The 18,151-nt window shown below is 71.3% G+C and carries 18 protein-coding genes; 10 read left to right on the plus strand and 8 right to left on the minus strand.

Going from position 1 to position 18,151, the window contains the following annotated elements; genetic code table 11:
* Positions 1-127 precede the first annotated feature (127 nt).
* Entirely contained in the window at positions 128-1,096 is a 969-nt protein-coding gene (locus tag I3V78_RS05290; RefSeq protein ID WP_204485222.1) for a terpene synthase family protein, read from the plus strand.
* A gap of 34 nt (positions 1,097-1,130) precedes the next feature.
* Here I3V78_RS05290 and I3V78_RS05295 read toward each other — a convergent pair whose 3' ends face one another.
* The 5 genes from I3V78_RS05295 to I3V78_RS05315 all read right to left on the minus strand — a co-directional run bounded on the left by I3V78_RS05295 (position 1,131) and on the right by I3V78_RS05315 (position 5,832).
* The gene (locus I3V78_RS05295; protein ID WP_204485223.1) at positions 1,131-1,745 is read right to left on the minus strand and encodes a TIGR02265 family protein; all 615 of its coding nucleotides are present in this window, start codon (positions 1,743-1,745) and stop codon (positions 1,131-1,133) included.
* A 142-nt stretch (positions 1,746-1,887) separates the two neighbouring features.
* Positions 1,888-2,589: a c-type cytochrome gene (locus I3V78_RS05300; RefSeq protein ID WP_204485224.1), complete on the minus strand. Its 702-nt coding sequence runs from the start codon at positions 2,587-2,589 to the stop codon at positions 1,888-1,890.
* Positions 2,586-3,827 carry a YncE family protein gene (locus I3V78_RS05305; RefSeq protein ID WP_204485225.1) on the minus strand — a complete coding sequence of 414 codons (1,242 nt, stop codon included), beginning with the start codon at positions 3,825-3,827 and terminating at the stop codon, positions 2,586-2,588. The genes I3V78_RS05300 and I3V78_RS05305 overlap by 4 nt, the downstream gene beginning before the upstream one ends.
* Positions 3,824-4,423 (minus strand): hypothetical protein, encoded by a 600-nt coding sequence (locus I3V78_RS05310; RefSeq protein ID WP_204485226.1) that lies wholly within the window; start codon positions 4,421-4,423, stop codon positions 3,824-3,826. Before I3V78_RS05310 ends, I3V78_RS05305 begins: the two co-directional genes overlap by 4 nt.
* Positions 4,420-5,832 (minus strand): WD40/YVTN/BNR-like repeat-containing protein, encoded by a 1,413-nt coding sequence (locus tag I3V78_RS05315; protein WP_204485227.1) that lies wholly within the window; start codon positions 5,830-5,832, stop codon positions 4,420-4,422. The genes I3V78_RS05310 and I3V78_RS05315 overlap by 4 nt, the downstream gene beginning before the upstream one ends.
* Positions 5,833-6,220: 388 nt before the next feature.
* Between I3V78_RS05315 and I3V78_RS05320 the strand changes: the two genes are divergently transcribed.
* The 6 genes from I3V78_RS05320 to I3V78_RS05345 all read left to right on the plus strand — a co-directional run bounded on the left by I3V78_RS05320 (position 6,221) and on the right by I3V78_RS05345 (position 13,171).
* Positions 6,221-6,691: an NUDIX hydrolase gene (locus tag I3V78_RS05320; RefSeq protein WP_204485228.1), complete on the plus strand. Its 471-nt coding sequence runs from the start codon at positions 6,221-6,223 to the stop codon at positions 6,689-6,691.
* Positions 6,692-6,874: 183 nt separating this feature from the next.
* Positions 6,875-8,449 carry an LVIVD repeat-containing protein gene (locus I3V78_RS05325; protein ID WP_204485229.1) on the plus strand — a complete coding sequence of 525 codons (1,575 nt, stop codon included), beginning with the start codon at positions 6,875-6,877 and terminating at the stop codon, positions 8,447-8,449.
* Positions 8,450-8,478: 29 nt separating this feature from the next.
* Positions 8,479-9,207: a class I SAM-dependent methyltransferase gene (locus I3V78_RS05330; RefSeq protein WP_239576307.1), complete on the plus strand. Its 729-nt coding sequence runs from the start codon at positions 8,479-8,481 to the stop codon at positions 9,205-9,207.
* Between the two features lie 175 nt (positions 9,208-9,382).
* Positions 9,383-10,711: a carboxypeptidase-like regulatory domain-containing protein gene (locus I3V78_RS05335; RefSeq protein WP_204485230.1), complete on the plus strand. Its 1,329-nt coding sequence runs from the start codon at positions 9,383-9,385 to the stop codon at positions 10,709-10,711.
* Positions 10,712-10,865: 154 nt separating this feature from the next.
* A complete protein-coding gene (sitA5, locus tag I3V78_RS05340) occupies positions 10,866-12,533 on the plus strand; it encodes a SitA5 family polymorphic toxin (RefSeq protein WP_204485231.1) in 1,668 nt (555 codons plus the stop codon).
* 11 nt (positions 12,534-12,544) lie between these two features.
* The gene (locus I3V78_RS05345) at positions 12,545-13,171 is read left to right on the plus strand and encodes a hypothetical protein (protein WP_204485232.1); all 627 of its coding nucleotides are present in this window, start codon (positions 12,545-12,547) and stop codon (positions 13,169-13,171) included.
* Between the two features lie 37 nt (positions 13,172-13,208).
* Here the strand turns inward: I3V78_RS05345 and I3V78_RS05350 are convergent, their stop codons facing one another.
* Both I3V78_RS05350 and I3V78_RS05355 read right to left on the minus strand, forming a co-directional pair.
* Complete coding sequence (locus I3V78_RS05350; protein ID WP_204485233.1) at positions 13,209-13,961, minus strand: glucose 1-dehydrogenase; 753 nt, start codon at positions 13,959-13,961, stop codon at positions 13,209-13,211.
* On the minus strand, positions 13,958-15,241 hold the full coding sequence (locus tag I3V78_RS05355; RefSeq protein ID WP_204485234.1) for an SEC-C metal-binding domain-containing protein: 1,284 nt from the start codon (positions 15,239-15,241) through the stop codon (positions 13,958-13,960). The genes I3V78_RS05350 and I3V78_RS05355 overlap by 4 nt, the downstream gene beginning before the upstream one ends.
* Positions 15,242-15,311: 70 nt before the next feature.
* On the opposite strand from I3V78_RS05355, the gene I3V78_RS05360 reads away from it, so the two are divergent.
* The 3 genes from I3V78_RS05360 to I3V78_RS05370 all read left to right on the plus strand — a co-directional run bounded on the left by I3V78_RS05360 (position 15,312) and on the right by I3V78_RS05370 (position 17,222).
* Positions 15,312-15,905 carry a hypothetical protein gene (locus I3V78_RS05360; protein ID WP_239576309.1) on the plus strand — a complete coding sequence of 198 codons (594 nt, stop codon included), beginning with the start codon at positions 15,312-15,314 and terminating at the stop codon, positions 15,903-15,905.
* Between the two features lie 151 nt (positions 15,906-16,056).
* Entirely contained in the window at positions 16,057-16,356 is a 300-nt protein-coding gene (locus tag I3V78_RS05365) for a CBS domain-containing protein (RefSeq protein WP_239576310.1), read from the plus strand.
* A 179-nt stretch (positions 16,357-16,535) separates the two neighbouring features.
* On the plus strand, positions 16,536-17,222 hold the full coding sequence (locus I3V78_RS05370; RefSeq protein ID WP_204485235.1) for a nucleotidyltransferase family protein: 687 nt from the start codon (positions 16,536-16,538) through the stop codon (positions 17,220-17,222).
* A gap of 21 nt (positions 17,223-17,243) precedes the next feature.
* Here I3V78_RS05370 and I3V78_RS05375 read toward each other — a convergent pair whose 3' ends face one another.
* Positions 17,244-18,002, minus strand: a complete 759-nt coding sequence (locus tag I3V78_RS05375; protein ID WP_204485236.1) for an OmpA family protein — start codon at positions 18,000-18,002, stop codon at positions 17,244-17,246.
* Between the last annotated feature and the right edge of the window lie 149 nt (positions 18,003-18,151).

The raw sequence follows: 18,151 nt of genomic DNA on the forward strand, positions 1-18,151 counted from the left end.
CGGATATCCCACGAAGCCAGACGTCCACCCCCGTCCCCGGGGGAGGGATGAGGCGGGTACACGCGGGGGGACCACTCCTTGCAGAACGCGCCTTCCCTCAACAGACGCGCAGTCGGGGGGAGCCACGATGATCGCCTATTCGCCACCCACGTTGTTCTGTCCCTTTCCCCAGGAAACGCATCCGCTCCTGCCGCGGCTCGAGGAGGAGGCGCTGGCGCGCTGGGCGCTGTACCTGGGCGCGCAGGCCCGGCCCGCCTTCCTGGAGAAGCTGCGCGCGGCGCGCTTCCCGGAGCTCCTGGCGCGCTGCCACCCCTCGGCCTGCCCCGAGCGGCTGCGGGTGGCGCTCGACTTCCTCATCTGGAACTTCGCCTGGGACGACGCGGTGGACGAGGGCGAGGTGTGCGCGGCCTGGGTGCGCGAGCAGAACTGGCGGGCCCTGGCGGTGTTGCAGGGGGCCGTGCCCGCGGCGGACGCGCCGCCGCTGTTGGGGCTGCTCGGGGACCTGCGCGCGCGCATGGCCGAGCGCATGCCGCGCGCGTGGCTGTGGCGCTTCGTGGAGGCGTGCCGCGCCTACTTCCACGGCACCTGGCGCGAGGCCCAGGCGCGCGGCGAGCAGCGGCACCTGGACGTGGCGTCGTACATCGCGCTGCGCCGCCTGTCGGTGGGCACGTCCATGGTGTTCACCCAGGTGGAGGCCGTGGAGGGCTTCGTGCTGCCCGACGAGGTGCTCGCCCACCCGGCGCTCGCGCGGCTGATGACCACGGCCACGGACGCCATCGCCTGGGCCAACGACTTGTTCTCCTTCCCCCAGGACACGCGCGACGCCTTCCACCCGAACCTGGTGTCCTCGCTGCGCGAGGAGCGCGGACTCACGCTGCGCGACGCGCTGGACCTGGCGGTGCGCATGCACGACACCTCCGTGCGCTGCTTCCTCGTGCGCGAGACGAGCCTGCCCTCGTTCGGCGAGCACGACGCCGCCGTGTCCCGGCTGGTGCTGGGCCTGCGCCGGTGGATGCGCGCCAACATCGACTGGTCCCTCGCCTCGGGCCGCTACCCGCATGCCTCCCCGGGCGCGGGGCACTCGCGCGTGGCGTGAGCCCCCCGGCGCCGCCTGGGTCCGCCCGGGCGCGCTACTCCCAGGCGAAGTCCACCGTGCTCTCCGTCAGGGTCACCTGGCGGCTGAGCACCTGGCCCCGCAGGCGCGCGGAGAAGAGGATCTGCTGCACCGAGCCCGCGAAGTAGGGCGCCGGCAGGGCGTTGGTGTACGTGAGCCGGCCGCTCTTGGGCCCGAGCCACTTGAGCGCGCAGCCGCCATGGTCCCACGCCGTCTTGTACGCCGTGGGCAGGCTCTCCAGCAGGCGCCGGGGGTCGCGCCCCACCAGCGACATCAACATCTTGCCCGTGGTGGACTCGAGGAAGCGCGGCGCCACGCGGAAGCCCAGGTGCTGCAGGGCCTGGGTGAAGCCGCCCTGCTCCAGGCTCAACTCCTGCGCCGCCGCGTAGCTCAACGCGAGCAAGGCGGACACCGGGTAGCTGAAGAAGGCGGTGAAGGCGGTGTGGCCCACCGCCCGGAGGCACCGCTCGTGGGCGTGTTTGCCCAACTGCGTCTTCACCACGTCCAGCGCGGTGAGGAAGAGAAAGCCCCGCGTGGTGTCGCGCGGCCCCACCAGGGCCTGCCGCCGCTGCAATTCCTGGGCGGCGTTGAACGACGGCTCCGCGTACTGCTCCATGGACGTGCCCATCATGTCTGTCTTCCCCCCGGTAACGTGGTGTCCGGGATTTTCTAACATGACTGGCTTCAGTCCGGCCGCTGGGCGCGGAAGACAGACAACAGGGGTGAACACTGACGGCGCGCGAGTGCCCGAGGCCTCGCACTCGCCGTTGGCATCACAGACCGAGGTAGGAGAGCAGTGCGCCCAGGTCGGCATCCGACAGGGCTTCCAGGCTGTAGGGCGGCATGTTCCCGCCCACGCCGAAGAAGCGGCCGTGTCGCACCTTCTCGATGAAGACGAGCCCCGGCGTGGCGTTGGGGAAGAGCTGGGCGTAGTCCCGGGCCACCTCGGGCAGCACGGGCGCCAGCGGGGTCAGCCGCCCGTCGCCGGTGCTGCGCGTGCCGTGACAGTCCTGGCACGCGGCGCGGTACACCTCCTCGCCCCGCGTCTTGTCCCCGCGCGGCACCTCGGTGATGTCGCGCACGAGCGTGAAGGGCTGGGCGGGCGCGGTGCTCTGGGGGCTCAGGCTCACCAGGTACTCGTAGAGCGCGCGGCTCTTGGGGTCCTCGTCCTCCAGGGGCGTGGTGCCCCGCATGAAGGCCGTGTAGCAGAAGTTCACCGCGTCGATGAGCCGCACCTCGTAGCCGCCCCACCAGTTGGGCCGCGACGCGGCACCCTCCAAGGACAGGCCCGTGTACAGCTTCGCCTCGGCCTCGGCCGCGCTCGTCGCGTGGCACGTGGCGCACGAGAAGGCGTTGTACTGGCTGTCCGAGAGCTTGGGATCCTTGAAGAGCGCTTCCCCGAAATCCCGTGCCGGCGTGGGCCCTCCACACCCCACCCCCACCCCCAGGACCGCTACCCACGCCCACGCCCTCATGGCCTTCTCCTCAAGATGCCCACCGAGTCCGGGTAGATGCCCACCCGCACCGTCTTCGTGACCTCGCCCGTCTTCAGCGCCAACACGTGCAGCGTTCCCGGTCCCACGTGATCTCCCTCGCACACCGCCAGGGCCTTGTCGCCCTCGGGCAGCAGCGTCACCTGATGCACGTTGAGACAGCCCTCGGGTGCCAGGTCGATCGTTCCTTTAATGACAGGCCTGGCGCCGGTCACGTCGATGATGGCCACGGCCTCCACGCGCTGGTAGGGCATGAACAGTGTCTTCCCGTCCGCGCTCAGGTCACCGAACATCGGAATCCCCTGCCGCAGGGGGCTCGTTCCCTCGGGCACCACCGCGCCCTCCGCCACCAGGCCTCCCGTGGCGGGATCCAGGGCGTACACCGTGGATCCATTGAGGGTGCTCACCCACACCCGGCCGTCCGTGTGGGACGCGGTGAGCGCATAGGGGGAGTGGCGCGGGGACACGGGCGTGCCGGCCTGGGGCAGGGGCACGAGCGTGACGGGGTAGGCGGGGTCGTCCAGCCGCACCACGGCGATTTCGTCCGAGAGGCAGGCGACATAGGCCCGCGTCTCGTCCGGGGACAGGCGCACCGCGTGGGGCGCGGGGCACACGGACACCTTCTTCTTCACCTTCATGGTGTCCGTGTCGATGAGCACCAGCGTGGCGTTCATCTGCGCGCGTGTGCCGCCCGTGCGCGCCACCTCCTGCACCCGCAGCAGGTCGAAGTGGGTCTGGTAGAGCGTGCGCCCGTCGCGGCTGATGACGAGGTCGCCGGGGTTCCTGTCCACGCGCGTGGAGGCCACGAGCCGGTTGGTGCGCGCGTCCAGCTTGAGGCAGTAGCCGTCCGCGGTGCCGGTGCCGTGCGCGCCGTGCGGCCCCGAGCCCGCGCCGGGCACCGAGTAGGACAGGCCCACGTAATAGAAGTCCCCGGCGGGCGAGAAGGCGGCGTGGTGCGGCCCCTCCATCTCCACGGGGTTGAGCCCCACGGGCACGCGCGCGAGCTCGCCCCAGTCCGGCGTGTCCATGCCGTCCAGGGGCAAGAGGCTCACTGTGTCGTCCATGCTGTTGGTGACGACGATGCGCCCCGCGCCGAGTTCCGGCAGGACGGGGGGCTCGGGCCAGGCGTTCGGGTGGCCGTAGTCGAGCGTGGGCTCGGTGTCCGCGCAGGCCCCGAGCAGGAGCGGCGCGAGCAGCCGCGCGAGCAGGAAGGACTTCATGGCGCGCTCCGGCGGAAGCCCCGGGGCGGGTCGAGGCGGTAGGGCCCCTCGGTGACGGTGTTCTGCAGCAGGTAGGCGCGCGTCACCTGGAGGGTGAGCGGCTGGCCCGCTTGCCGGCCGATGACGGCCCAGGACTCGGCGTCCGGCGTCCACGTGGTCTCCGAGGTGAGGATCTGCGCCACGGGGCAGGTGCCGCCCGCGAACACCTCCACCCAGTACAGCTCGCCCGTGTAGGGCGGCAGGTGCGCGTGGGCCGAGGGGACGAGCCACTCGCCGAGCCACGCGAGGGGCCGGAAGGGGCGCGTGGGCGGGGAGGCGGGCGTACGCGAGGCCTCGGGGAGGGCCCAGGCCCAGGTGGGCGGGGGCGCGTCGGCGGCGTAGGCCTCGCCCTCGGTGGGGCTCGCCAGGTACACGGCGCCCGAGGTGTCCAGGGGCTTGTTCCGCACGTCCACCATGGAGTGCCAGGCCTCGTCGGTGGCCTTGCCGCCGTAGAGCGGCTCGGCGCAGGCGGTGACCTCGGGTTCCTTCTCCCCGCAGGCGGCGGTGACGAGGGCCAGCAGGGCCAGGCCGACGGTGCTGGAGGCTTTCACGTTCATGGGGTGGGCTCCGGGTGGGTGCGGCGGAAGCGGCGCGACAGGCCGAGGACGAGCGGGGCGAGCAGCAGCAGCGGCGCCCCGTCCGTGGCGGCGCAGCCCTTCTTCGGGGGCGGGGTCGGGGCGGGGGGCGGCTCCCCGGGAATGTCCGGGCCGCCCGCGTCCGGGGGCTCCGAGGGGCCCGCGTCCGGCACGCCCGCGTCGGGCGGGGGCTCGGAGGGCAGGGTGGGGTCGGCCTCGATGGTGGGGGCGAACTGGGGCCAGCGGCTCCGGCAGATGTCATGCCCCGGTGTGCCGGCGGGACAGGCCGGGGGCTTCATGTCGGGCAGGTTGAAGAGGGGCGTGTACGAGTCGCCGTCATCAGACGTGGTGGCCAGGGCCCAGTCGTGCAGTCGCGAGGCGCCGCAGACGTAGAGCGTGCCGTCGTGGCGCTCGGCGCAGGCGTTGCCGTCGGGCAGGGCGAGCATGGTGGCGCGCGTCTCCCCGACGCGCACGCGGAACAGGCGCGTCTGGGTGGCGGCCCACGCCGTGTCGCCGTCCGCGGAGACCTCCATGTTGATGAAGGGCTCGTCCAGGCCGTCATGGGCCTGACCGCTGGGGTGGATGATGGAGCGGAACGTCCGGCCGCCGTCGCGGCTCTCCAGGATGTACGTCCAGATGCCGGCGCTGTCCGTGGAGGTGACGCGCGCCCAGAGCCGGTCGGGGTCGTGGTCGGCCACGCGAAGGACGAACAGGTCATACGGGCGCGAGTTGGTGGGGAGGTCCGCGAAGGGGTGGGGGTAGGTCGTCCAGGTGAGGCCCTCGTCGTCGCTGCGGTGGATGCGCAGGCCGTCCGGGGTGCTCGCGGACACGTAGAGGCGCGTGGGGTCCGAGGGCGCCACCTTCACGCTCGGGTAGACGTCCGTGTCGCTCGCGAGGGAGGTGAGGGTGAACGTCTCGCCGTTGTCGTCGCTGCGGTACAGGCCGTTGGTGGTGCCGGAGCGGCCGGTGGTGACCCAGAGGCGCTGGGGGTGGGAGGCGGGCGAGGCGAGGCCGATGGGCCAGAGCACCTTGTCGCGGGCGCGTGGGGGGGTGAAGAAGGGGTGCTTGTTCCAGGTGCAGCCCTGGTCCTTGGAGACGATGAGGTCCGAGCCGGTGACGGCGAGCAGGGTGCCCTCGGGCTGCCAGAGGTAGGTCTCCGGACGCCAGCCGCCGTAGGAGAGGGCCTCGGGGCAGAGCCAGCTCCAGCTCTTGCCGCGGTCGTGGGAGACGATGGCGCCGAAGGTGGCCCCGAGCAGCAGGTCCTCGGGGTGATCGCGGCGGATGGTGAGGCTGGTGGTGTCGGGGTAGCCGTTGTGCGCCAGGGCGGGCGGGGCGAGCAGCGCGAGGGGCAGCAGACGCCCCACGAGGCGGAGCGAGGTGGACGGTCTCAATGGGGCCTCCGGGGGACCTCCACGATAGACCCGTCGAGAAGCGGGGACCACCGCCGATGGCGCTCGCCCACTCCCCGTGCGAGTCGACATGGGTGTGCGCCCCACCTTGTTCTATTGAGCCGCGATGAAGGCTCACTCGCCGAGGGGCGGATGGTCCCGCCTTGGTGGGACTGGGTCTGATGATGGGGGGCGAGGCCATCCATGGTGGGGGCGACTGGAAGCGGGGTCGCGCGTGGGCCGGAGAATGGAATCGGCGGCTCATGGATACCCTGCGGAGGGCCGAGACCCGGGCGGGCCGGACGCTGTCACGCAACGAGATCCTGGACATCGCGGCGGAGGCCCTGGAGGACGATCAACTCCCCATGAATTTCGTTTCCTGGAGGGGGCGATGAGTGATGGACGTCCCTGGGACGGAGATTGGAGGGCCCGCCTCCATGCGCGGGTTCGCGAGCGGGGCTACGACTCACTCACCGCGTTCGCGGAAGCGCGACCCACCGACACCCTCGTGGCCTTGGCCAGGCAACTGGGCGAGGAAGACATCGCGGGCGTCCAGGTCTTGAGCGGTCTGCTCGCGGAGGCGGAGCGTGCGAGACGCGTCACCCGCTTCGTGCGGGGTGTGCTCGTGCGCATGTACTCCCAAGCGCTTCCCGAGGGCTGGCCGGCCGTGCTGGATGATGCCCACCGGTTCAAGGTCGCCAAGATGCTGGGGCGATGGTTCGCCTACGCTCCCGAGACGCACCAGGAGCGCGTCGACCGGGCGAGCGATGCGCTCCTCGCCACCCCCCCTCCCATTGGCTGGCGCCCCCTTGGCCCCGACGACGAGCTCCTGCGCGTGCTTCTGCCCGACGACACGGTCTGACAGGGAAGCGAACCGAAGCTGACAGGCCCACGTTTGACGTGCGTCGAAATCGACGTATGTGATTCTTGTCGTACGTTTGGGTGCGGCTCGGACATCCAAGGACACGGGGCCCCTCGATTTGCATCGGGAGGGCGTCCGGGTTCGACTCCGCGCTCCAACACCCTGGAGCCGAGGAGTTCCCGAATGAAGAGCCCGCGATGGGCGCGCGCGACCGTGGTCGCCGCGTGGATGGTGTCGGCCTGTGGCCCCGAGCCCGTGCCGACCCCGGCGCCCACCCCCAAGCCCCCGCCCACCGACGCCCAGGGCGACTGGGAGGACCCGGGGCGCTACGCCGCGTGTCAGGTGTATTCCGTCCAGGGCGTGGCGTGTGGGGAGCCGGAGGTCTTCGACCTCAAGTCCTGTGACACGGGCTCGCTCGCGGGCCTGGCGCGCGAGGCCGCCTACACCGTGGTGTACCGGGCCGAGCGCGCGCCGCCCACCATCGCGGCGGATGCCTTCCGGCTCTCGCCCGCGGGGCACTCGTACCGGGGCGTCGCGCCCTCGCAGGCCCGGCTCGACGACCGGGACTTCTTCCTGTCGAGCACGAGCACGAACGACGCCGGGGTCACCACGCGCTACTCCCTGCGGGGCTGCCGCGCCGAGGGGGACCGGCTGTATGGCTGCTACGCGGGGTGCCGCAATGGGCAGTTCATCAACTACGGCACCTTCCTGGCCCAGCGCGTGTCGCGGCGCCCGGGCGAGGCGGAGGCCTCCGGGTTGACGCTCGTGTCCGAGTCCCCCGTGTCCCATGGCCTGGCGGCGGATGTCTATGTCACCCAGGGGCATGCCTACGTGGTGTCCCTGCCCCTGGGCAGCACGCCGGGTGGCCTGTCTGTCTTCGACGTGCGCGATCCGGCCGCGCCGGTGCTGAAGACGGAGATCAGCCTGCCCAAGGACAACTATTGGAACGGCGTGTGGGCCCAGGGCAACGCGCTCTACGTGGCCAGCGCGAACACGGGTGTCATCACGTTCGACATCTCCAATCCGGCGGCGCCCCGGCTGCTGCGCAGTCTGCCCTCGGGCGTGGGCGCCATCGACGTGCACACCGTCTTCGTGGAGGGCGAGCGGCTCTACGCCATGTCGGTGGGGCCCGTGCCCAAGACGCTCATTTTCGACATCCGCCAGCCCACCGAGCCCGCGCCGCTGGGCGAGTACGTGGAGCCGGGCGCGGGCGTGGACTGGACGGTGGGCTTTCCCCACGATGCGCTGGCGTTCGAGGGGCGGCTGTACATCAACCACTGGCGCGCGGGCTACCTGGTGGTGGACGTGAGCGACCCGCGCGAGCCCAAGAAGCTGGGCGCGTTCACCTACCCCTACGCCACGAGCCACGCGAACGCGGTGGGCCGCTTCGGCGACCGGCTCATCGCCTTCGAGGGCGGCGAGAGCTGGGGCGCGCACCTGCGCGTGCTGGACGTGACGGACCCGGCGAATCCCCGGCGCATCGGGGAGTACAAGCTCTCGGAGAACGTCTCCATCCACAACATGGTGCTGGTGGGCCAGCGGCTGTACATCGCGCACTACCAGCACGGCGTGCGGGTGCTGGACGTGTCGGTGCCCGAGTCGCCCCGGGAGGTGGCCTACTTCAACACGGTGAAGGGCGGCGAGCCGCACCGGGGCGAGGGCTTCTACGACGGGGCGATCGGCATCCGCGTGCCGGGGGACGGCCACGTGTATGTCATCGACACCTCGCGCGGGATGCTCATCTTCCCCGAGCCCTGAGCGCGCGTGCTAGGCAGGGCGGCGGCCCGATGTCCCGACTGGAGACCGCCATGCTGTCCATCCGCCGCGCCCTGCTGCCGCTGTCCACCGCCGCGCTCGTGGGGCTGTCCGCCTGCGCGCACGCCCCCGCGCCCGACGCCGCGTCCGCGCACCACCACCGGGAGCACGTCTCGCCGACGATGCCGCACCGCTTCGAGAACGCCGAGGAGTGGGCGAAGCGCTTCGAGGAGCCCGGGCGGGACGCATGGCAGAAGCCCGACGAGGTGGTGCGGGCGCTGGGCCTGGCGGCGGACGCGAAGGTGGCGGACATCGGCTCGGGGACGGGCTACTTCGCGGTGCGGCTGGCGCGCGCGGTGCCCCAGGGACGCGTGTATGGCGTGGACGTCGAGCCCGACATGACGCGCTATCTCGGGGAGCGCGCCCGGAAGGAGGGGCTCGGCAACCTGGAGGCGGTGCAGGCCACGCCGGACGACCCGAAGCTGCCCGCGCCCGTGGACCTGGCCCTCATCGTGGACACGTACCACCACGTGGGCGAGCGCGTGGCCTGGCTCCAGAAGCTGGGGGGCTCGCTCACGCCGGGCGGGCGGGTGGCCATCGTGGACTTCCGACCCGATTCGCCCAAGGGTCCGCCGGCGAAGCACAAGCTGTCGTCCGCACAGGTGACGGAGGAACTGCGCGCCGCGGGCTATGTGCCGACGCAGTCCTTCGACTTCCTCCCGGACCAGTATTTTCTCGTGTTCCAGCGCCAGACGCCCTGACCGGGGTGTGTCTGGGTTGAGCGCGTAGCCGCTCGGGCCACGTGCCTGGAAGCGGGTGTTGTCGTCACGTCGACATTCGAGGGGGCGTGGGTGCTTCCGCTCCTCGGAACGCGGCGTGAGCGGGGCTTGGTATGGGTCGTGCAATTCCTGAAAGAACCCCCATCAGGAGAAACCCATGAAGACCCCCGCTTGGATGTTGATGCCCGCCCTGTTGGGCCTCGCCTGTGGTCAGCCCGCGCCGGAAGTGCCCGCCCCCGACGAGGTCGCGTCCGCGTCCGCCGCCGTGGCCTCGGCCGTCTTCTCGGGCACGGTGCTCGACAACCGCGGCGTCCCCGTGGCCAACGCACGCGTGACCATCAACAACATCCTGCGTCTCACGAACAGCGCGGGCGCGTACTCCGTCTCCGTGGCGGAATCCAAGACAGGCTATGTGCTCGACATCCGCAAGGATGGGTATTCCCCGGTGAATGAGCTCAAGACCGAGGGGCTGCTCAATCAGAAGCATGTGCTCGCGCTCGGCTACACCGCGAAGTTCGATCCCCAGCGCGAGACGACCCTGCGCGACCCCACCCGGAACATCACCGTGAAGATTCCCGTGGGCAGCCTGGTGACGGCCTCGGGCGTGGCCGCGACGGGCTCGGTGACCTTCACCATCGTCGGACATGGGCCGCGCGACATGCCGGGAGACTGGACGGCGCGCAACGCCGCCGGAACCCCGGTGGCGCTCGAGACCGTGGGCGCGGTGACGCTGGCGGCCACGGATGCCGCGGGCAACTCGTTGACGCTGGCGGTGGGCAAGGTGCTGGACGTGCAGCTCCCGGTGCCGACGGAGCTGGGGGGGCGGATGCCCGCGTGCGTGCTCAACGCCACGTGCCGCACCACGGTCTGGCGCTTCGAGCCGAAGACGGGCCAGTGGAGCGAGCCGGGTCAGGCGGTCGCGTCGGCGCAATTCAACACCACGGGCTCGTCCCTGAAGATCGTGGGCATCCGCAAGAGCACCATCGATCCGGCGGACGGTCTGGGCACGTGGAACGCGGACATCGAGCACCGCAACCCCGCGTGCACCATCATCGAGTTCGTCAACGTGCCGCTGGATTGCTACAACCCGCCGCCCGCCGCGAGCGTGGAGCCGGGCCTCGAGATGGGCTTCGAGCAGATGACGTCGGGCAACGTGCCCTTCGGCAAGAGCGCGACGGTGCGCTCCAGCGCGGCGTTCACCGTGCTCTACAACCTGCGCGGCAACACGCCGCTGGACCTGTCCGTGGAGTTCCCGCCGGGCGCGCCGGCCTGGTGCGCGGGCAACCTGTCGCTCACGTCCACGCCGGGGGCGATCGCGCCCTATCCCCAGTTCTGGAGCACGGGCGGGCGCACGCGCTTCAACTCGGGCACGCTCAGCTTCGTGGGCTACCCGAAGAACTCGCTGGGCGCGAACATCACCTTCGCGGACGTGGCCACGGGTGACCATCCCTGCGGCTCGCACGTCTTCGTCCAGACGCACCCGTAGGCGGGGGGCTCGGTCAGGGGGGCGCGCGTCCGCCGATTGCCGGGACGCGCGTGGCATGAGGAGGGCTTCCGACCTGTCGCTCTGACGGGTGCAACCTTCTCTCCCTGTCATTCGAGGGCGACGATTTGTACGATGTCGTGTCCCGAGGAGCGCTGTGTCCACCCGTCTTGATGGCTCGCGTACGCCCAGCGCCCAGCTGAGTTCCTTTCTGGGCGGCTGGTTTCTTCTTGTCCTGGTGCTGCAGTCGGCCTGCGCCACGGGGGCCGCCCATCGCGGTCGTCCCATGGCGACTCGTCACGATTCACCCGCACTTGCCTTGGTGCCAGCGGCGGAGCCCGGTCTCGAGTCCGCCGCCGTATATGTCGTGGACGTCATGGATCCTGGCGCCGCCGCCACCCGGCCCCTGCCCATCTCCATCGCCGAGTTCCAGCAAGCCTTCCAGCGTCTGGCTCGGGACGTGCGGGTGGGCGCGGAGACGCCACGTCAGGCCGCCCACGCATTGCTGAAGCTCATGCCCACGCGGTCAGACATTCCGCGCGTGGCCGTGACGGGCTACTGGACGCTGGAGCACCACCGAGGTGAAGCCCTCACCTGGATATCCGAGCGTCAGGAGGGTCCCGTTACCCTCACCCCACACGCCGAAGACGCCCTGAAAGAGAAGTACCTCACCTGGTGTGCGCGACGGGGCGGCGGCGACTGCTTGGGCTTGTTGGACGATGGGATTTCCCTCCGCGCGGATGACCGGCGCGCGTTCGCTCTGGCGCTGGCTTTGGGTTCGGTGCTCGATGAGACCCGCCAAGCCCTCCAGCGCGAACTGCTGGAGGTGCGAGCCCTCCTCGGCATGGTCATCTGGACGGTGGCCCTCTATTGCATGATGTGGGTGGTGCCCGAGCCAACGACCAAGGCCGTTGCCGCCGGGATGACGCTACTCCTGGTGGGTTACCTGGGCCTCACCACGGTGTACGGGTTGATGGATGGATGGGCCCGCATGGCGGATACGGCGCATCACGCCACCACCTTCGAGGAGCTGCGCGCGGCGGGTGATGAATTCGGTCAGGTGCTGGGCGAGGACGCCGCGCGGGCCATGATTCTCGCGGTGGCGGCGCTCAGTGGTCACACGCTGGGTCAGGTGTTCTCGCGGGTGAAGTCGCTTCCAGCCATCAACCTCGCGGGCACGCGGTTCGAAGCGCAGGGCGGCGCCGCTGCCTTGGGACGCCTGGAGGCCACGGAGGCGTCGCTCTCTTCGGCAGAGGCCCTGGCCAAGGCCGTAGCGGTTGTGGAGGGGGTGGCCACCTCCCCCCAGGGCCCCATGGCCGTGGTGATGTTCAAGAGGAAGATGGGCGGTGGATCGGAGACGGTTCCAGGCGGCCGGGGTGCCGAGACCGTCATCCGCCACCGAGGTGGCAACCGGCAGGTGACGCTCGGGGACGGTCAGCGCTGGCACTTGCCGCGCGGCAAGTCGGTCGTGGACATTCCCACCGAGGACAAGGTGGGCGACATTCTCCAGGAGGCTGTCACCCAGGCGGCCCAGAAATGGAGACCCGACAAGCTCACTCCGAACGAAAAAGACGCCATCGCCCGGGCCATGAAGAAGGGCGAGGCCTGGCTGGCGCGGCTACTGGAGCGCGAGGCGCGGGGACGCTTCGTGGAAGACGAAGTCGGCAAGCAGTTCAAGCATCTCTACAACTTCAGCCGAAACAAGGGCGTCGATGTGGAAGTCCCAGGGGGCTTCAAGTACGAGATTCTCACCGGCACGGACTCGAACCTGGCGCGGCATGGGCGGCGCATGGCGGGCGAGTTCTTCCGGATGCTCACGTTCTGAGGGACGGGCGGATGCTCTACGACAAGGTCTTCTACGAGGACCAGGAAATTGAAAACGAGCGACTGGAGCTGACCGACAAGGGAGCGCTCTACTTCCTCGGAGCCAATGTCACCTTCAAGAAGTGCACGCTGGTCCTCAAGGTCTCGGCCAGAAATCTACTGATCGATGAAGGCACGCGGTTCATCGACTGCACCTTCGAGGTGAAACAGGAACTGAAGAACCACCAGCAGTGGGTGTTCGCCTCATTGAAGGGATGTCGATTCAAGGGTCGCCTGTCGGGCTGTGACTTCGGGTACTGGCCTGATTACTCAGACAGGGCGGAGCACGGTTCCATTGAAGACTGCGACTTCACCGAGGCCCGGCTGGATGGGTGTCGATTTCACGGCGGCCATACCGACACCCTGCGCTTGCCCAGGTGGCCCTGCTTCACCTTCCTGGACCCCGTGGGTCGAGCCCTTGAACTCCGCGGCGTCAAATGGCCGGGAAGCTTTGGCGAGATCGTCGTGGACAACCTGCACACCCACCCGTCATCCACCCAGGCCTTGACCTACGACGCTTCGGCCGCGGCCAGGCGTTTCGAGACCACGCCGGAGGAACTTCGGGCCGTCATCGAGAAGTTCGACTGCATCGTCTCCTGACGGTTTTGGAGTGCTCGCGCGAGCTTCCCGCCGCCCTTCACCGCGCCGAGTAGCCCCCGTCGATCACGTGCACGCCGCCGGTGATGAAGGCGGCGCGCTCGGACAGCAGGAAGGCGGCGAACTCCGCCACCTCGTGGGGCTGGCCCAGGCGGCCCATGGGGTGCAGCGCGGCCAGGGCCTCGCGCTCCTCCGGCGGGCTGGCGAGGAGGTCCGGCGTGGCGATGAAGCCCGGCGCGAGGGCGTTCACCCGGATGCCCCGCGTCGCGTACTCGAGCGCCGCCGCGCGGGTGAGCCCCACGATGCCGTGCTTGGCCGCGACGTAGGCGGGCTCGCCCTCCACGCCGACGATGCCCGCCGCCGACGTCATGTTGACGATGGCGCCCCCGCCCGAGGCCAGCAGCGCGGGCAGCTCGTGGCGCAGGCCGTGGAAGACGCCATCCAGGTTCGTGGCGAGCACCCGGCGCCACTCCTCCACGGAATACTCCCCGGTGTTCACGCCGCGCTCGCCCGTGAAGCCCGCGTTGTTCACGGCCAGGTGCAGCGCGCCGAAGTGGGCGCACGTGCGGGCCACGGCCTGCTCCATCGCGCGGGCGTCGGAGACATCCGCCGTCACCGAGAGGGTGCTGCCGCCCGTGGGGTCGTACCGCGCGGCCACCGCCTGGACGCGCTCGGCCCGGTTGTCCACGAGCGCCACACGCGCGCCGCCCGCGAGCAGTCGCCGCGCGATCGCCTCGCCCAGGCCCGAGCCGGCCCCCGTGACGAGCGCCACCCGGCCCGCGAAGTCGTTCACGGGGCCGGGGTCTGGGCGATGGGGTGCGCGCGCAGCCAGGCCTGGGCGCGCTGGATGCGCTCGACGGAGGCGGGCAGCTTCATGTCCGCGAGCAGCGCGCGGTAGGGCTCCAGGTCGTCCGCCGTCCACTCGCTCTTGGCCTCGAGGTCCGCGCGCACCACCTGCTCCTCGGCCGAGCGGGCTTCGGGCTCGCCGCGTGCGGTGAGCACGGCGGCGAGCACCATGCGCACGGGCTCGGCCTGCACGGCCACGGCGGCGTCGGTGAAGAAGCCCCGGGTCGCCTCGTCGAGCGCCGGGTCCTGGGCCCGCGTGCGCAGGCGCTCGAGCAGGTGCGTCTGGAAGTCCGGGTCGTCCGCCAGCGCCCGCTTCATGGCGCCGAGGAAGCCCGACACGGCGGCGCTCCGGGCGGGGGCGTCCAGGGCGGGGTCCTTGAGCGCGGTGAGCGGCGCCCAGAGCACGCTGGTGAGCCACACCTGCTCCTCGGGGGCGAGCAGCGAGGGCGTGGTGGGCTGGCGCATGGCCGCCTCCACGCGCCCGGCGCGCTCCTTGGCCTCCTGGGCGATGCGCTGCGCGAGGCCCGGGTCGCTCTCCACGTACTTCACCAGCGCGTCCATGTCGCCCTCGCCCGCCTGGCGCAGGGCCTCGCGCGCCTCGTCGGACAGGGCGGCGTCCCCGGTGTCCACGCTCGCCGCGAGCGCCTGGCCGTGCCTGGCCCCCCACTCGCGGAACTGGGCGCTGAACACCACGTCCAGCACCGGCCGGTCCTCGGGCCGCACCCGGCCGTCCTTGGGCGTGGAGGCCAGGAGCGCGCCGAGGCACAGCGCCTGACGGTCCTCGGCGCTCAACCCCGCGGCGGTGGCGCGCGCGAGCAGGGTGGCGCGCAGCTTGTCCAGGAAGGCGCGCGTGCCCAGCTCGCGCACGGTGGACAGCCGCAGCGCGTTGCGCGCCTGGGCGGGGTCGCGCTCCACGGCCTCCTCCATCCGGTCGAGCTGGCGCGACACGTGGGTATGGAAGAGCGCGGCGTCGAAGCGCAGGCCGGGCACGGGGCCCCACTGGGTGAGCAGGCCGCCCAGGTGCTCCAGCGTGCGCGACACGCCCTCCAGGTCCTCGCCGCGCAGGAGCGCCATGGCCTTCTGGAGCTCGTCCGCCAGCGGGTGGCCCGCGCGGGGGGCGGGGGCCGCCGACTCGCGCAGCCGATCCTCCGCCGCGTGGCAGGCCTTGTACTTCTTTCCACTGCCACACGGGCAGGGCTCGTTGCGTCCGGGCTTCTGGCGGCTCACGTCCACCTCCTCGGGGCCCCTCTAGCACGGGGAGCATGCCCCCGGCCTGGAGGCGCGTTAGGTTGTGCCCATGAAAAGACTTCTCGGTGTGATGTCGCTCCTCGCGGCCGTGGGCGTGGCCCAGGCCCAGTCGCCCAAGCCGCAAGCCGCGGCGCCCGTGCCCGCCGCCCCGGCCGCCGACGCCTCGGCCCCGAGCGCGGGCGGCCTCACCTGGACGGCGCCCAAGGACTGGGAGGCGCAGCCGGCGCGGCCCATGCGCGCGGCCACCTACCGCATCGCCCCGGCCAAGGGGGACACGGAGCCGGCGGAGCTGGCCATCTTCTACTTCGGCGCGGGCCAGGGCGGCGCGGTGGACGCCAACGTGAAGCGCTGGGTGGGCCAGTTCCAGAAGCCGGACGGCACGGCGGTGACGGACAAGGAGGTGCGCACCAAGCAGGAGAAGCTCAACGGCCTGGCCGTCACCACCGTGGACGTGAAGGGCACCTACACCGGCGGCGGCCCGATGATGGGCCCCAGCTCGCCCAAGCCCAACGCGCGGCTCTTGGGCGCCATCGTCGAGGGCCCCGAGGGTCCGCTCTTCTTCAAGCTCACCGGCGGCGAGCGCACCGTGGGCGGCGCGGAGAAGACGTTCCGCAAGCTCGTGGAGTCGGTGAAGAAGCCGTAGCTGTCCGCCGGTGGACGGGTGGAGCGGGCGGCCGAGCGGGTCGTCCGGCTCCCCGTCCGGAGGCTCCCCGGAGGGTGATGGCCGCCGCGGCGCGCGGCAAGGAGATTGCTAAGGCATCAGCCCGCTGATGGCTTTCACACCGGGGGTCTCCATGACGCACGACACGGCGCAGTTCCAGATCGACACGATGCCCGACATCATCCTCTATCCTCGGGATACGGTGATGCGCGCGCTCGAGGTCATGCACCGCCATGGCGTGTTCCTTCTACCCGTGGTGGACGAGCGGCAGGGCGAAGTGCTGGGCCACGTGTCGGAGGAGGAGCTGGCGCGGCTGGGCCAGGCCTTCCCCCTGGTCCGCATGACTGAAATTCTGACTGCCCGCGCGGGGCTCGTTTCGGAAGGAAATGCCGAACACGTGGAGCGGGCGCGGCCCGAGGTCTGGCTGCACTAGGAATGTGACGGCGAGTCCGGGCCGGGAGAGCGGGGGGCTCTCTGGTGAACACCGTGTCACCGCCAAATGCCGTCTTCCCGACGGGCTGCCCTCCAGGACACGGCCAGAAGCGGCGGGGCTTGCCAGGGTGTAAAGGGTCGCTCCCACGCCAACCGGTGGGGGCAGGGAGGTGGTGGGACATGAAGGCTGTGGCGATCATCCTCGCGGCGGGCGAGGCCAGACACATGGGGCATTCCAAGGCACTCGTCGAGCACGAGGGGGGCAAGAGCTTCCTGCAGTCGCTGGCGTCCACGTTCGGCAAGGCGGGCTGCGCGGTGCTGGCGGTGCTGGGCAAGGACGCGGAGGCGGTGCGCGAGCAGCACCCGGCGGTGCACCTCGTGGAGAACGAGCGCTGGAGCGAGGGGCAGTTCGGCTCGGTGAAGGTGGGCCTGGACGCGGCGCTCGAGGAGGGCGCGGACGTGGTGCTGCTGCAGCCGGTGGACATGCCCGCGGTGCGCGCCAGCACGCTCAAGTCCCTGCTCAAGTCCTTTGGCGAGTCCGTGGAGGGCCTGCGTCCGGAGTTCGAGGGGGCCCTGGGCTACCCGGTGCTCCTGTCGCGCGCGGCGGCCGAGCGGCTGCGCGAGAGCACCTCCGGAGACAAGCAGCTGGAGGCGGTGCTCCGGGGCCTGTCCCCGCGCCGCATCGCGGTGAAGGATCCAGGCGTCGTGGTGAACATCAACACGCCGGAGACGTACGAGCGGCTGTTCGGCTCGGCGCCCAAGCTCGCGCCGCCGCCCAAGCGCCGGGGCAAGAAGGCCGAGGCCGGCACGGCGGCACCCGCCCCGGGCTCCGGGGAACCAGCGACGGACGGCCTGTCGGGCTCGTGAGGTGAGCCCGGCCGGGGCCGCTCAGGGCCGGGCGACAACAGCCCGCGCCCGGACGGCAACGGGCGCGGGCACCAGCCGCAGCTCCAGCCGGGGCGTGGCGGCCGGCTCGAGTCCCCGCGGTTTGAGGGGCCCATAGCCGAGGGCCACCAGCCGCTCCGGCGGCAACTTCGACGTGCGCTCGAGCTGGTGCGCCACCCGCACCGCCCGGGCCGTGGACAGCTCCAGCGCCAGGTCCGAGGGCGAGGTGTCCGGGTAGGAGGCCACCTCCACCAGGTGCCCCTCCACGTTGAGCGCCGCGGCCAGCCGCTGCAGCAGGGCCTCGCCCTGGGGCGAGAGCGCCGTGTCGCGCGGGGCGAAGAGCAGGGGATCCATCAGCCCCACCCGCAGCTCGCCCTCGGCCTCTTCCAGGTACACCGTGCCGCGCTCCCGCTCCTCCTTGAGGGTCGTCTCCAGCGCCAGCCGCGCCGCGTCCCGCCGCGCCCCGAGCTCGCCCACGCGCCGGGCGGGGGGCGCGCGCCGCGAGGCCTGGGCGCGCTGCTGCTCCTGCTCCAACTGGCGCACCCGCCGGGCGAGGCCCTCGCGCTCCAGTTGCAGCTCGGCCACCCGGGCCTCGGACTCGGCCGCCTCGCGCTCGAGCTGCTCGGTGCGGGTGGCCAGGGCGGACAGGGAGCGCGTGGCCCCCCAGGCCCCGGCCGTCACCAGGCCCACCGTCCCCAGGACGAGCCACCCCGTCCATCGGGGGCTCCGGCGTTCCTCGAGCTCGTCGGCTGTGATGTCCATGGGCCTCCACCCGTCGATTGTTGGAGCGCCGAATGTATTCGGGCCCTTGGGGTGGGTCTCAAGGAGAAGTGGGTGGGCGTGTCGCTCAGTCGATGGGAGCGGCGCCGGGGGCGTTGGCCAGCAAAAAGTAAAGGCGGCGCGTCCGGGGA

Origin of the sequence: Archangium primigenium (assembly GCF_016904885.1) — a bacterium.
Classification (GTDB): domain Bacteria; phylum Myxococcota; class Myxococcia; order Myxococcales; family Myxococcaceae; genus Cystobacter; species Cystobacter primigenius.